This window comes from Pseudoalteromonas sp. EB27, from assembly GCF_001974875.1.
GTDB lineage: Bacteria > Pseudomonadota > Gammaproteobacteria > Enterobacterales > Alteromonadaceae > Pseudoalteromonas.
Map to the genome: position 1 here is coordinate 120,222 of NZ_MTQD01000014.1, position 13,046 is coordinate 133,267.

The 13,046-nt window shown below is 38.6% G+C and carries 13 protein-coding genes; 5 read left to right on the forward strand and 8 right to left on the reverse strand.

Features of this window, described 5'->3' with window-relative positions; genetic code table 11:
- Positions 1-99: 99 nt before the first annotated feature.
- Both BW142_RS15905 and BW142_RS15910 read right to left on the reverse strand, forming a co-directional pair.
- Positions 100-396: a hypothetical protein gene (locus BW142_RS15905; RefSeq protein ID WP_076925481.1), complete on the reverse strand. Its 297-nt coding sequence runs from the start codon at positions 394-396 to the stop codon at positions 100-102.
- Positions 397-431: 35 nt separating this feature from the next.
- A complete protein-coding gene (locus tag BW142_RS15910; protein WP_076925482.1) occupies positions 432-1,436 on the reverse strand; it encodes a YHYH protein in 1,005 nt (334 codons plus the stop codon).
- A 186-nt stretch (positions 1,437-1,622) separates the two neighbouring features.
- Between BW142_RS15910 and BW142_RS15915 the strand changes: the two genes are divergently transcribed.
- Positions 1,623-2,381 carry a sulfite exporter TauE/SafE family protein gene (locus BW142_RS15915; RefSeq protein WP_076925483.1) on the forward strand — a complete coding sequence of 253 codons (759 nt, stop codon included), beginning with the start codon at positions 1,623-1,625 and terminating at the stop codon, positions 2,379-2,381.
- Between the two features lie 34 nt (positions 2,382-2,415).
- On the opposite strand, the gene BW142_RS15920 is transcribed toward BW142_RS15915, so the two are convergent.
- Positions 2,416-3,051 (reverse strand): NAD(P)-binding oxidoreductase, encoded by a 636-nt coding sequence (locus tag BW142_RS15920; protein WP_007581997.1) that lies wholly within the window; start codon positions 3,049-3,051, stop codon positions 2,416-2,418.
- A gap of 183 nt (positions 3,052-3,234) precedes the next feature.
- Positions 3,235-3,558 (reverse strand): hypothetical protein, encoded by a 324-nt coding sequence (locus BW142_RS15925; protein WP_076925484.1) that lies wholly within the window; start codon positions 3,556-3,558, stop codon positions 3,235-3,237.
- A 318-nt stretch (positions 3,559-3,876) separates the two neighbouring features.
- Here BW142_RS15925 and BW142_RS15930 point away from each other — a divergent pair, with 318 nt between their 5' ends.
- Positions 3,877-5,358, forward strand: coding sequence for an OmpA family protein (locus BW142_RS15930; RefSeq protein WP_076925485.1), 1,482 nt, complete (start codon positions 3,877-3,879; stop codon positions 5,356-5,358).
- A gap of 56 nt (positions 5,359-5,414) precedes the next feature.
- Here BW142_RS15930 and mnmC read toward each other — a convergent pair whose 3' ends face one another.
- Positions 5,415-7,424 (reverse strand): bifunctional tRNA (5-methylaminomethyl-2-thiouridine)(34)-methyltransferase MnmD/FAD-dependent 5-carboxymethylaminomethyl-2-thiouridine(34) oxidoreductase MnmC, encoded by a 2,010-nt coding sequence (gene mnmC, locus BW142_RS15935; protein WP_076925486.1) that lies wholly within the window; start codon positions 7,422-7,424, stop codon positions 5,415-5,417.
- 177 nt (positions 7,425-7,601) lie between these two features.
- Between mnmC and fabB the strand changes: the two genes are divergently transcribed.
- The gene (fabB, locus tag BW142_RS15940) at positions 7,602-8,813 is read left to right on the forward strand and encodes a beta-ketoacyl-ACP synthase I (RefSeq protein WP_004335606.1); all 1,212 of its coding nucleotides are present in this window, start codon (positions 7,602-7,604) and stop codon (positions 8,811-8,813) included.
- Positions 8,814-8,917: 104 nt separating this feature from the next.
- On the opposite strand, the gene BW142_RS15945 is transcribed toward fabB, so the two are convergent.
- Positions 8,918-9,283 (reverse strand): hypothetical protein, encoded by a 366-nt coding sequence (locus BW142_RS15945; RefSeq protein WP_008169794.1) that lies wholly within the window; start codon positions 9,281-9,283, stop codon positions 8,918-8,920.
- 51 nt (positions 9,284-9,334) lie between these two features.
- On the opposite strand from BW142_RS15945, the gene BW142_RS15950 reads away from it, so the two are divergent.
- Together BW142_RS15950 and ggt are read left to right on the forward strand one after the other, a co-directional pair.
- Complete coding sequence (locus BW142_RS15950) at positions 9,335-9,877, forward strand: GNAT family N-acetyltransferase (RefSeq protein WP_076925487.1); 543 nt, start codon at positions 9,335-9,337, stop codon at positions 9,875-9,877.
- A gap of 92 nt (positions 9,878-9,969) precedes the next feature.
- On the forward strand, positions 9,970-11,643 hold the full coding sequence (gene ggt, locus BW142_RS15955; RefSeq protein WP_076925488.1) for a gamma-glutamyltransferase: 1,674 nt from the start codon (positions 9,970-9,972) through the stop codon (positions 11,641-11,643).
- 62 nt (positions 11,644-11,705) lie between these two features.
- Here the strand turns inward: ggt and BW142_RS15960 are convergent, their stop codons facing one another.
- A complete protein-coding gene (locus BW142_RS15960) occupies positions 11,706-12,458 on the reverse strand; it encodes a DUF3379 family protein (RefSeq protein WP_076925489.1) in 753 nt (250 codons plus the stop codon).
- Positions 12,458-13,015 carry a sigma-70 family RNA polymerase sigma factor gene (locus tag BW142_RS15965; RefSeq protein WP_032827217.1) on the reverse strand — a complete coding sequence of 186 codons (558 nt, stop codon included), beginning with the start codon at positions 13,013-13,015 and terminating at the stop codon, positions 12,458-12,460. The genes BW142_RS15960 and BW142_RS15965 overlap by 1 nt, the downstream gene beginning before the upstream one ends.
- Between the last annotated feature and the right edge of the window lie 31 nt (positions 13,016-13,046).

Here is a 13,046-nt window from a genome sequence, read left to right on the forward strand (position 1 = left end):
GTTAATTTAACAGATAAAGGTGATGCTTTCTAATAATTTGTAATTAAAAAAGCCTTAACAAACAGCGTTAAGGCTTTGGCGTGTAGCTGTTATTTTACTTTATAGTTTAGCGAGTGATTTAACTGATTGCTTTTGAGCACTTGCTGGTTGGGTTGCTTTGTCTATTAATGTTTCAAGTGGCTTATTTCGAACGCACATAAGTACTTTGTTCATCGCTTGGCATGTGCCTGTCGCTTTTTTATCATGGCTTGTGTAGCTGCAATCTTCATTAATGGCTTTTGCTTCACATGCTTCCCAAGGCGCATTTGAACCGTGGCCTGCATGACTTAGGGCTGAGCATGAAGTAGCAAGTAAAAAGCCAGTTGTTAGTGCTTTTATTACGTTAAATATTTTCATTAGTATCTCAGTTAATTATTTAGCCAGAATGCGACTTATCTTGCGGTAGCACCTTTAAAGCAACCAATAAACATGTTTTCAGATACATCGGCTGCGTGGTAGTGGTAACCGCGTGTATCGTCGGTGTGGCCTCTACATTCGTCTAAATCAGTGGGTTCTAATCCATCTTCGTTAAGCATGCCAAATATACCAAATCCATCGAGTGCATAACCCATCATGGCGGCATGACCGTCTGATTGAATTTGTGTTTGGCTACAACCTGCTTCACCGTGGTAGTGATAACCTGCTACTAAGTTAATATGCCCAGCGCAATCATCAAAAGCGGCAATAGTGTATGCGCCTAAAATAGCATCAACAGGGGCGGGTGCAGCAAGTACAACACCATTGAGAGCAACACCCACATTGGCGTTACCAATACTGCTATTTTGAGTGGTTGCAACAGGCGTTATTGGAATTAAAAATGACTCTGATATACCGCCATCCACATAATCAATAGAGCATTCTACGCAGTGGTTTTGGTATTGTTCTTCTACGTTTGGGCGTGCAGCGCCATCACACGATTCTTGTGTGTCGGTTACATTTACAAGGCCTGTACCTTCGTCGTATAGCTGCCAATGACTATCGTTATATAATGTTGGTAGATTTAAAATAAAGTCACCGGTTATATCGTAAACCTCACCGGTGCCATCAAACCAAATACCAGCTTCGTCAGCTGTTGAGGTGATATTTCGAGGGCAAAATACACCAATCTCGTAATTTGAAGGCGCACCTGCTATATCAATTTTATAGCATGAGGCTTCATCGCCGTTACTTAGCGTACATGTTTGAGTGGTAATTGATGAAATGAGCGCATCGCTTTCAAAGTTAAAAGGGTCGACTTCTACAACAAAATCGGTTGAAGTATCTGTTGTAGTTCCCTCATCGGTGGTTGTTTCAGTTACAACTGTACTTTCAGCATCGCTACCGTTACAGGCGGCTAAACTCAGTGTAAGTATGCACACTGCAAGTGGTGTTAAAATTGGTGTGTTAAATCTTTTCATCAAAAATATCCGGTAATGAAGTTGAATGTATAATATTTGTTAAATGTGCAAACAAAGTGCAAAAACAACGCAACATAGTACATAGCCTGAGGTAGAGGCTGATAAAGTGGCTATAAATGTGTGTAGTACCTTTTTTATTATTTAAATACTGCGACTTAAAAGTATTTAAATAGGCAATGGAGTTTTATGGATTTTTTATTTCCCGACAGCATGTCTTTATTTTTGTTTTTATTGTTAATGATCACCGCTGGCTTTACTTCTTTTATATCTGCTGCATTTGGTGCTGGTGGCGGATTAATGCTGCTTGTTGTTATGGCGTCGTTTATGCCTATGGCAGTTGTTGTGCCAGTGCATGGTTTAGTACAGCTTGGCTCTAATGCAAATAGACTTTTACTCAGCTTTAAGCATATTGATAAAAGCATGTTTGTATATTTTGCGTTAGGCGGCTTAGTAGGGGCGGGGTTATCAAGTTTTGTAATTGATGATATATCGCTTGATGCCATGAAGTTAGTGGTCGCTATTTTTGTTATTTACTTACTGTGGGGTAAAAAGCCACCTATAAAATTAACCTCTAAGGTGTGGCGTATGGTCGCCGGTGGAATAACTACTTTTATTTCTATGTTTGTCGGGGCAAGTGGCCCATTAGTTGGTAGCTGTTTATATATAAATAATTACGAAAAGTTAAAATTTACGGCAACGTTTTCGAGCATTATGAGTGTGCAGCATTTATTAAAAGCGATAATTTATGGCGCTGTTGGTTTTAGTTTTTGGCAATGGATACCGCTTGTAATCGCTATGTTAATAAGTGGCGCTGTAGGAACTTGGTTAGGAATTAAATTACTTAAAAGGATGTCTGGGGATAAATTTAAGCGTATTTTTAGAGTCGTTTTAACGTTATTAACCCTGCAACTTGGTTGGCAAGGTGTAAAAGTATTACTCCACTAGTAAAAGTGGAGTAATCGTCGTTAAATAATAACGTTTATTTTACAGCAGCTTTAATTGGCTTGTCGCCGTCGAACAACTTAAAAATGCGGTTACTAATAAATGAGTTGGTCGCAATATGTAATAATGCATTGGCTACATTTTCGCGGCTAATTTTAGCTTCTGAACGATCGCTTGGTTGCTGCGTAGTTACTTGCATTGAAGCGCTATCGTCAGTCAAAGTACCTGGGCGAACAATGGTATAATTTAAACCACTATTTATTAGGTGCTCGTCAGCCATGTGCTTAGCAACTAAGTAAGGTTTTAAATCACCTTGAATCGAATCTGGATCGTCAGCACCAATTGAACTGACCATAATAAAGTGGTTAACGCCGTGCTCTTTAGCGAATGTAGCTGCTTTTGTTGCAGCCCATAAATCAATGAGTACAGTTTTATCATCGCCTGTACTTCCACCAGAACCAGCAGCAAAAATCACTTGGTCACAGCCTTTCATTGCATCACCAAAATCGCCTTCAAGATCTTGCTCAACAATAGTTAAAAAAGAGCTGTTTAAATCGCTTAGCTTATTTTTGTCGCGCACTAATGCCACAACATTTTGCTCATTTTCTAAAAGTAGCTCAGTTGTCATTTTACCTATTTGTCCGCTTGCGCCAATAATTAGGGTCTTACTCATAATTAACTCCTTCCAATAAATAGTAAAAGTAATGTGCTTACAAACAGACCTTGGGGTAGGGGATTATTTTTAAAGGGTAAAAAAGAGTTTAAATGAGCTAATTTCAAAAAATACTTTAATTAAAGTGCGATGCTTAACTGAGTATTAAAATTAGCTGCTCTGGGAGTGTTTTTTTAGACCTTTTTATTCAACCATTATACTCACCTCGGTCACATAACTACGGCGGTATAGACTAATACGTACTTTACGTTCTTGGTAATTATAAAACAAAGTGCGATATGTATTATTGCCATTTATTTTTAAAGGTTCCCCCAATTTTTGCTGATAAAAGCGAGTGATATCAGAAATTGAATCCGTTAAATAACCAGTGCGTACCATTGGGTATTCGCTTGCTACGTCCATCGTTGTAACAAATTCTTCAGGAAGTGGGATTTCAGTGACGTTTTGGCTGAGTGCGTTAAACGATAGAGTGCATAGCAATATTATTAAAAATGCTAAAGTTTTCATTAGAGTCCTTTGAGTAATAAATTCCTTTTATTGGTACTTATTTTACCTCAATAAGCACCGATGTCATTTAAATTTTATTACGAATTAAATCTCGCACTATAAACCGGGCAGGGTGAATAGCTTGGCTTACACGTTCGCTTAATGGCCGGGGTTCGTTATTTAAACAGCTTATTAAGCGACGCATTACACAAATCGTAATATGGCTGCACTCCAGTTATACATTGAAGTTTGAAAAAGTTACGCAAATAAAGAGCGTTGAATTAAGTTTGCTCATTAGGCATAGTGCTAATGTAAATTAATACTTTAAAAGGAATTTCTATGAAAAATAATATTATCAAAGTACTTTTAATTTGTACTACCTACCTGTGCTGCGTATTTAACCTGCAAGCAAAGCCACTATTAACGGCTTATCCCGATGCAAAACTAGAGAATAAAGTCATTTTAGAGGGTGAAGAAGCACAGTTTGTATCAGCCTTTAACCCTGCGCTAAAAAAATCTCAGCAGTTTGAATATAAAACATTTATTGGTGATGTAAGTCATTTTTCTTATCAAGTAAAGAATGTTGCTTCTTTAAAGGTAATGGAAAACTACAAAAACGCTTTAAGTGATGCTGGATTTAAAGTTTTGTATACATGCGCTTTAAGTGACTGTTATGGCAGGCGAGAAGATAAATTGCTGGCTGAGGAGTCGAGCTATTTCAACGTTTCTAGTTATTACGGGCAACCACATTATATTTATGCAACGAAAGGAGATCTTCCTGAAGCTGCCATTTCGTTATTTGTTGGACAATATAAAAATACGACACAAGTGCTTTTGACGACAGTTAATATTAAAGAAATTGAAACGGGGCTAATAAAAGCTGATTTTGAAGCATTCAAGAAAAAATTTAGTAATAAAATAAAAAAATCTACACATGAAGATCTTAAAGGTTCTGCAGATCATCCTTTATTAAGTCGCTACCCTGGTAGCTATATTGAGGATTATCAAAATGTTGATTATGAGGAATTTAGTATTCCAATTGGCAAATTTGATAAAAAAACGAAAGCCACTCCTGTGCTTGATGTTACTGGGGATTTAACGCGAATTACTTATATTGCTAATAAAGTATCGACGTTAAAAATTTATCATAACTATGTGAGTGCTTTAACCAAAGAAGGTTTTGAAAGTGTATTTTCTTGTCAAAAAGATGAATGCGGTATAAAAAGAAAAGAGATTCAAGCATTAGGCGATAAGTTGGCGATTAAATCTGTTTATAACTACTTTCGCGAACCTAGATATCAAGTCATGAAAAACACTGTAAATGAGCAAACTACCTACGTTGCTTTTTTTATCGGTAACTATAATGGCGATTCCCGTATTCAGCTTTTAGTTGCTCGTACAGAGCCTTTAGTGACAGGCTTAATAGAAACGAATAGTGATAAAGTACTTGAGCAGTTAGAGCAAAAAGGAAATGCGTCTATTTACGGTGTTTTATTTGATTATGATAAAGCCACTATCAAAGCTGAATCTAAAGAGGCGTTAGATATTATTGCTGAAGTTATGGAAAAAAATAAAAAATTGAGTTTATATGTTGTTGGTCATACCGATGATAAAGGTTCGCCTGATTATAATTTAAACCTTTCAAAGCGCCGTGCAGATGCGGTTGTTAGCGCATTAATTGCTGATTATGGGATAGCAAAAGCAAGATTATTAGCTCAAGGAGCGGGTCCTTATTCACCCGTTGCAACTAATAAAAATGATTTAGGTCGTGAACTAAATCGCCGTGTTGAATTAGTTGAAAGGTTGTCTAGTTCAAAATAAATTATGTTTTAATTTATATGCACATTAGATCTATTGTTTTAATGTGCATACCTCATTTAAATTTTATTACGAATTAAATCTCGCACTATAAACCGGGCAGGGTGAATCGCTTGGCTTACACGTTCGCTTAATGGGCGGGGTTCGTTATTTAAACAGCTTACGAGGTGGTCTGCACTTAACGGTGCGCTACACAACGCGCGTGCGCCAAAACCGGTAAAAATATGCAGGCCTTGTTGTGGTTTATTAAGTTGCTCATATTGGTAGCGTTTACCTAAACGTAGATTAGCAAAAGCCATTATATAATCACTTTGCTCGCACCATTGCCCTGCCATTGGCAGGTGATCTATAAATGTGCAGCGAACAGCCGCTTTTGCCGAGTTTATATTGCCAAGGGTGGAGGCAAATTCACTTTGCTTATAAAAGCTAAGTAGTTGCTCTTGGTTTAATTGGTTGTCGATCGCTGTAACTTGGCGGCTTTTAGTGTTTTTTTCAAATGTGGCACCCATACAGTGATGATCTAAATAAGCCGGTGTAAAATATCCTTTATGGCATAGCACTGTTTTAAGTTTGCGTGATTGCTCACTTGCCTCAATATGTGAAACCTGACCGCGTACGCCCACTATAGGTAGCGCTTTTGTTTGCTCAAATGCATCGCTGTGCTCACCTGCACAAATAACTACATCGCTAAACGGGCCTAATTGCTCATCATTCGTTAATAAAAACCAACTGCCATCAGTTTTTTTAAGCTGCTTTATATTGCAGTTAAATACGCTTATGAATGGGTTTATGCTATTTGCAGCGCTTAGCATAGCGTTTACTAATTGCGGCGGGTTAATCCAGCCGCCTTGTTCAAAATACACACCTGAATAACCTGTCGTTACGCCGGCTATTTCATCGCCTTGCTCTGCGGTTACGTTACGCATTAGCTGCGTTGGCCACAGTTGCTTTTGTGCTAAGTTTTCGTGCTTATCAGCTAGAGGTTTTTTCACTGCGTGTTGTAATACGCCGCACCAATCATAATCAAAACTAAAACCACTGCTAAGTAAGTTGTTATATAGGCGTTTGGCGTATAAAAAGCTATGTGCAAACAATTCACTGTGCGGCGAGTTTTTAGCCTGTAGGTGAGGGTAAATAGCGCCTTGCACATTGTGCGATGCCCCCATTGCAGGCTTTTCATCTTGGCAGAATAAGTGGCTGGTTATGCCTCGTTTAGCCAAGCTGTATAAAATACAGCTACTGGCAATACCACCGCCAATGACCGCTACGTTTTTTAAAGTGCTGCTATCTTGATTAAAATAAGCGGGGGGTGATTGAGCGTTATTAACATGTTTAAGTTGGCCAATAAGGATATCTTCTCTTTGATTAAAATCTTTGGCTTTTTTAGTGCTAAAGCCAGCCTCTATTAATCCTCGTTGAACAAAGTCAGCGGCAGTAAAAGTCGATAAGGTTGCATTAGCTCTTGATATATCAGCCATGGAGTTAAATAAACTTTGCTGCCACATATCAGGATTTTTACTTGGCTCAAGCCCATTTAAATACCAAGCATCAACAATACCTGTTTGTGGATAGCTCATTGCTTTTATTGATTCAAGCGCATCACCAAAGTATAAATCGAGAACAACACTGCCATTATTAAATTCGAGCCGGTGGCATCCTTCTAAATTAATTGGGTAGTTTACTGTTAATTGCTTACTAAAATAACTTAAGGTAGGCCAAGCGGTTAATGCTTTTTTTAAGTCAGTTAATGTTAAGGGATACTTTTCAAACGAAATATAGTGTAGGCGTTTTACGCTTTTTTCACATTCATTTTGAACTTGCATCCGCTCAAGGTGGTCTTTAAAGCGTTGCCACGTATTTAAAAAGTTTAAACCGGTGCCAAAATCGGTTTCGGCAATAACAAAATGTGATTGGTCATGATTTTGTAATCGTGCATCTATATTATTTTGCTCATAGTACACACAATTCGATTGAGCTAAGTCATCGTCATTAGAAAAATAAATATCACCGGAGTTATTAGTCAAAGGTGTACCTAAATTATTAATGTGACTATGTGCGTTTTTAATCATATTTTTTAAATTTATAGATATATTTTTAATTATTTTACGGGTTTTCTTTGTAATAGTCTGGCGTTATTTATAAGCTAGCAGTTCAGAGTACAAGTGTACGCTAGAAAGCTGACCACTTAGGTGATTAAATTCGCGTAAAATAGAATGCAATTAAGTATTAAGCTAAGGGAATTACCCATGAGAAGAGCTGTAATTACAGGTATCGGTGTTGTATCAAGCATTGGTAACAACAAAGAAGAAGTATTAGAATCGTTAAAAACGGGCAAAAGCGGTATCGCTTTTAACCAAGAATTTGCCGATTATAAGTTACGTAGTAACGTATCGGGTAAAATTGATATTGACGTTAAAGCACATGTTGACCGCAAAGCAATGCGCTTTATGGGCGATGCTGCTGCATATTCTTATATTTCGATGACTCAAGCAATTGAAGACTCAGGTTTGTCTGACGACCAAGTATCAAATGAGCGCACGGGTATTATTGTTGGTTCTGGTGGTGGTTCGTCGAAATGGCAGGTAGAAGCTGCTGATATTTTACGTGAAAAAGGCGTAAAACGTGTAGGGCCTTATATGGTGCCACGCACTATGGCGAGCACTACATCTGCTTGTTTAGCAACACCCTTTAAAATTAAAGGTGTTAACTATTCAATTAGCTCTGCATGTGCAACATCTGCACATTGTATTGGTAATGCAGTAGAACAAATTCAATTAGGTAAGCAAGATGTTGTTTTTGCTGGTGGCGGTGAAGAACTGCACTGGACATTGGCAATGGAATTTGACGCTATGGGCGCACTTTCTACTAAGTACAACGAAACACCAGAAAAAGCATCTCGTACATACGATGCAAATCGCGATGGTTTTGTTATATCTGGCGGCGGCGGTATTGTTGTAGTTGAAGAACTTGAACATGCACTTGCACGTGGCGCGCATATTTACGCTGAAATTGTTGGCTACGGTGCAACATCAGATGGCTACGACATGGTTGCTCCATCTGGCGAAGGTGCAGCACGTTGTATGCGCCAAGCTATGCAAGATGTAGACAGTATTGATTACTTAAATACGCACGGCACATCAACGCCTGTAGGCGATGTTAAAGAGCTAGGTGCGATTCAAGAAGTGTTTGGTGGTAAGTCACCAATGATCAGCGCAACTAAAGCAATGACGGGTCATGCCCTCGGTGCTGCAGGTGTTCACGAAGCTATCTTCTCATTATTGATGCTAGAGCACAGCTTTGTAGCGCCTTCAATTAATATTGATGAGCTAGATGAGCAAGCGACAGGTTTAGATATTATTACTGAGCGTCGTGACGTTGAGTTAAATACTGTAATGTCTAATAGCTTTGGCTTTGGTGGCACAAACGCGACTTTAGTTATGAGTAAGTACAAAGGTTAATTTGAGCTTATAAGCCCTAAATATGTAAACACATATTTAGGGCTAAACTGCTTAAAACAAAAAAGGAAAGCCGAGGCTTTCCTTTTTTATTATCGAAAGTTAAATTAACCTTCGTTATGTTCTTTACGCGCTTGCTCAATTTCGTCAGCAATTTCTTGCGCTTTCTGCTTGGTTTTTTCAGTTAACTCGCCAGCAGCTTCTTTGCTTTTAATCCATGCATCAACCGCAATCTCTTTGCCGTCGTCGTACATGTCTAAGCCCATTGTTTTACTTTGCTCTAATAGCTCGTTTAAAGACTCATCATTTTTAAGATCGTTAGTTGTCTCTTTAACGTCGTTCCATGCATCACCAAGCTTTTCTTGCATTTGTGCGCTTTTATCTTTTGCATCTTCTTTTACTTCGTTGGCATCTTCACAACCAGTTAATGTAATTAAAGTGCCTAATAAAGCTAAACCTGCTAATTTATTCATGTGCTATCTCCTTTAGAGACTGATAATTAATTCGAGGCAGACTATACAACAATGAAAATGAACGCCCCCGTAACAAAACGATTAAATTTTAAATTAATGAGTGAGCACGATTGGCCTCAATTATTTGAACTCGACCAAGACCCCGCCGTAATGCAGTATTTAACGCGAGGTGTGCCTACCTCTTTAGATCAAATAAAAAATGAGGGAGTGCCTCGTATGCTCGCATATCGAAATGAGCTAAAAGGCTGGGGGCTGTGGAGTATCGCTATAAAGCAAAGCAATACATTTATTGGCTGGGTATTAATAAGACCTATTGATTTCTTTAGTGATGCACCAAATTACAGCGATATTGAAATAGGTTGGCGCTTTAAAAAAGCGAGTTGGGGGCATGGTTATGCAACCGAGGCGGCTTTAGCATTATGTGATGAACTTATTAAGCAAGATGACGTTAAAGCGATAAGCGCAACGGCACTAAAAGATAATACAGCGTCTATAACAATAATGAAAAAGTTAGGCCTGCAATTTATAAAAAATTATACACATTCAGATGAGCAAGGCGACTTACCCGCGGTACTTTATTCAAAAAAAGTTTGAAGATGATTAAATATCAACAGCATAAAGATTGACCTGTCCTTAAGTGGCGTGCATTAATATGGGCAACAAAAATAATAAATTAAGGATGTTGTATGGGATTGTTTTTTTCACCACGTAAATTAATCGTCAAAAGTGTACTGGTTTTACAGTTCACTACTTTTAGTGTTTTGGCGCAGCCTTTAGCGCAAAGCGCGGTCGCAATGCCTGACTCGTTCAGTGCCGATGCTGCTAAAAGTATATTAGAGCAAGGCGGTAATGCTGTTGATGCGGCTATTACGGCACAATTTGTACTTGCAGTGACGCTTCCTGAAGCCGGAAATATTGGCGGCGGGGGGTTTATGCTTATTCAAAAAGATGGCAAAGGCGATTTTATAGATTATCGTGAAACAGCGCCTACAGCGGCTCATCGTGATATGTATTTAGATGAGCAAGGTAATGTTATTGCAAACAAATCAATATATGGCATTCACGCAAGCGGTGTACCTGGCAGTGTAGCGGGTATGTGGCTTGCCCATCAAAAGCACGGGACTTTAAAGTGGGAAGCACTAGTACAGCCTGCTGTAACGTTGGCTGAGCAAGGGTTTGTTGTTCCGCCTAAGTTAGCAAAAGGTGTTAGCCGTTATATTGCCCATCTAAAAGAGCAAAAAATAAATGTAAACTTTGAAAAATATTTTGCTGATGTAAAAGCCAATAAAGTCTTTAAGCAACCAGAGTTAGCGGCTACGCTAAAGCGTATTCGTGATAACGGCCAAGATGGATTTTATAAAGGCGAAACTGCAAATATTATTGCTAAATTTATGCACCAGCATGGTGGTATTATTAATCAAGATGATTTAAAAAATTATACAGCTAAATCACGAACCCCCATTAAAGCAAGTTGGAATGGTTATGAAGTACTTACTTCACCACCGCCGAGTTCAGGTGGTATTGCTATTTTACAGTGGCTCAAAATGTATGAGTTACAAAAACCAGATGCAGGCTTAGCGCATAACTCTACTCAGTATGTGCACTTACTTTCTGAAATAGGTAAACGTGTATTTGCAGATAGAGCAGAGTATTTAGGCGATCCTGACTTTTTTGATGTACCAGTAAACGCGTTAACTAATATTAACTACCTTAAAGAGCGCAGTAATGGCATTTCGTTAACTGCTATCGCTACTACCGAAAATATTAAACCGGGCCTTAAAGAAAGTGAGCAAACTACGCACTTTTCAATCGTTGATAAAATGGGTAACGCTGTAGCAAATACCACCACAATAAACTTAGGGTTTGGTAGCGGTGTAGTTGTTGAAGGTGCGGGATTTATTTTAAATGATGAAATGGACGACTTTAGCGCCAAACCAGGCGTTATGAATGTGTTTGGCGCAATAGGCGGTAAAGCTAATGAAATACAGCCACACAAGCGTATGTTGAGTTCTATGACTCCTACAATACTACTTAAAGACAACACCGTTAAAATGGTGACAGGTTCGCCTGGTGGTACAACCATTATTAGCTCTGTGTACGAATCTATCTTAAATGCGGTAGAGTTTGATATGACTGCAGAGCAGGTTGTAAATAGTCCCCGTTTTCATCATCAACTGTGGCCTAAAAATATAATTAGAACGCACATAGGCTTAGCCGATGGTGTAAAAGCAGAACTTATAAAGATGGGTTACACCATAGATGAGAATCACTTTGGTGATTTACACGTTATTATTAATAAAGAGGGTCAATTAGATGCCGCCTCTGAAGCTACAGGGCGTGGTAAATCAATCGTTTTTTAAATTCGGTGAAGAAAAAATTGATAATAAATAAGCCGCCTAGTAAGTACTAAGCGGCATATATGCTATAACCAGCGTATAGCGCCAGTAACGCGTTCGTTATAAGTATTTAGAGGTGCTCCAACACTTGCCACTAAAATAGTATCTGCTTGTGAGCCTCGGTTAATATGACCTTCGAAGCGCTCATCTTTGAAATTATCATCGCCAAAACCAAATGATTTATTTTCAGAGGGTACTATAAATACCGTCATAGGACCAAAGTCAGACTCAAATATCAAATGCAGTCCTTTTTCGCCTTTAAAATCACAAAACATAGCGTACGTTACATCGCCTGGAAGTTCATCAATGTGACCACCTAAAACAGCTAATTTATCGTTAACGCTTTGTAGGCTAATGGGCTCTTTTTTATCAAGCGCATTAATTTCGTAGTACACATGGGCAAGCGCATGCTCACCCGCTTCGTGTGCAATATTTTGCTCTGTACTAAAAAAGAAGGCACTAATCGCCACTACAAAAGACGCTGCTAACGCAAGGTGTACGCGATCAAACTTAAAACGCGATCGAGCATCAACCACGTTTTTACCTGTAGCTTGTTCTTCTTGGAGTGCTTTTTCTTTTAACGATGTGTTTAAAAGAATGCGGTCTGCAAGGTTTTCAGGTACAGGTATATCTAAAGAATCTTGTAAAAATTTATCAAAATCTTTCATATCGTTAATAAAACTTTGTCGCTCTGGGTTATTGTTAGCAAACTCCATAAGCTCCTTGTCAATGTCGTTTGGCTGCGCAATAGTGCGGCGACGAAACTCAAGTTCATCCATTATTTTGATGCCCCTTTAAGTTGTTCATCATCACGGCTTAAAGCCTCTTTAAGTTGATTTCGGGCACGGTATAAACGAGTCATTACCGTGTTTTTATTTAAATTAAGTATGCCTGCAATCTCTTCACCAGAGCAGCCCATTACAACTTGCAGTAATAATGGCTCTCGGTATTCATCAGATAGCAGAGCAATCTGGCGTTGGATAACCGTTTGCTCCATTTCATCATCTAATGAATGGCTGGTTTCATCAACAAGCGTATCGTTTTCTACGTCGCTGTAATCAAACTGTTTACGTTCAAATCGGCGTGCGTTTTCTCTTCGTAATATAGTAAGCAGCCAGGGTTTAGCTGCCTTTTGATCAAGTAAAGAGTCGAGTGAACGCCATGCGCGTAAAAACGTTTCCTGTACTAAATCATCTGCTATGTGCGGATCACGGCATAACCAATAAGCAAAGCGATAAAGCTCTTTATTGTAAACGTGGACCAAGGCTTCATAACGCTTTTGTTTCTCTGCCATATCGATTAAGACCTGATTGTTTGATTTTTTCTTTCCAAGCATAAGCACTTTTTTAATTAAAAATTATTAGTTA

Coding starts and splice junctions, on each gene's coding strand:
- BW142_RS15905 (WP_076925481.1), bottom strand. CDS start 396: ATGAAAATATTTAACGTAATAAAAGCACTAACAACTGGCTTTTTACTT.
- BW142_RS15910 (WP_076925482.1), bottom strand. CDS start 1,436: ATGAAAAGATTTAACACACCAATTTTAACACCACTTGCAGTGTGCATA.
- BW142_RS15915 (WP_076925483.1), top strand. CDS start 1,623: ATGGATTTTTTATTTCCCGACAGCATGTCTTTATTTTTGTTTTTATTG.
- BW142_RS15920 (WP_007581997.1), bottom strand. CDS start 3,051: ATGAGTAAGACCCTAATTATTGGCGCAAGCGGACAAATAGGTAAAATG.
- BW142_RS15925 (WP_076925484.1), bottom strand. CDS start 3,558: ATGAAAACTTTAGCATTTTTAATAATATTGCTATGCACTCTATCGTTT.
- BW142_RS15930 (WP_076925485.1), top strand. CDS start 3,877: ATGAAAAATAATATTATCAAAGTACTTTTAATTTGTACTACCTACCTG.
- mnmC (WP_076925486.1), bottom strand. CDS start 7,424: ATGATTAAAAACGCACATAGTCACATTAATAATTTAGGTACACCTTTG.
- fabB (WP_004335606.1), top strand. CDS start 7,602: ATGAGAAGAGCTGTAATTACAGGTATCGGTGTTGTATCAAGCATTGGT.
- BW142_RS15945 (WP_008169794.1), bottom strand. CDS start 9,283: ATGAATAAATTAGCAGGTTTAGCTTTATTAGGCACTTTAATTACATTA.
- BW142_RS15950 (WP_076925487.1), top strand. CDS start 9,335: ATGAAAATGAACGCCCCCGTAACAAAACGATTAAATTTTAAATTAATG.
- ggt (WP_076925488.1), top strand. CDS start 9,970: ATGGGATTGTTTTTTTCACCACGTAAATTAATCGTCAAAAGTGTACTG.
- BW142_RS15960 (WP_076925489.1), bottom strand. CDS start 12,458: ATGGATGAACTTGAGTTTCGTCGCCGCACTATTGCGCAGCCAAACGAC.
- BW142_RS15965 (WP_032827217.1), bottom strand. CDS start 13,015: ATGCTTGGAAAGAAAAAATCAAACAATCAGGTCTTAATCGATATGGCA.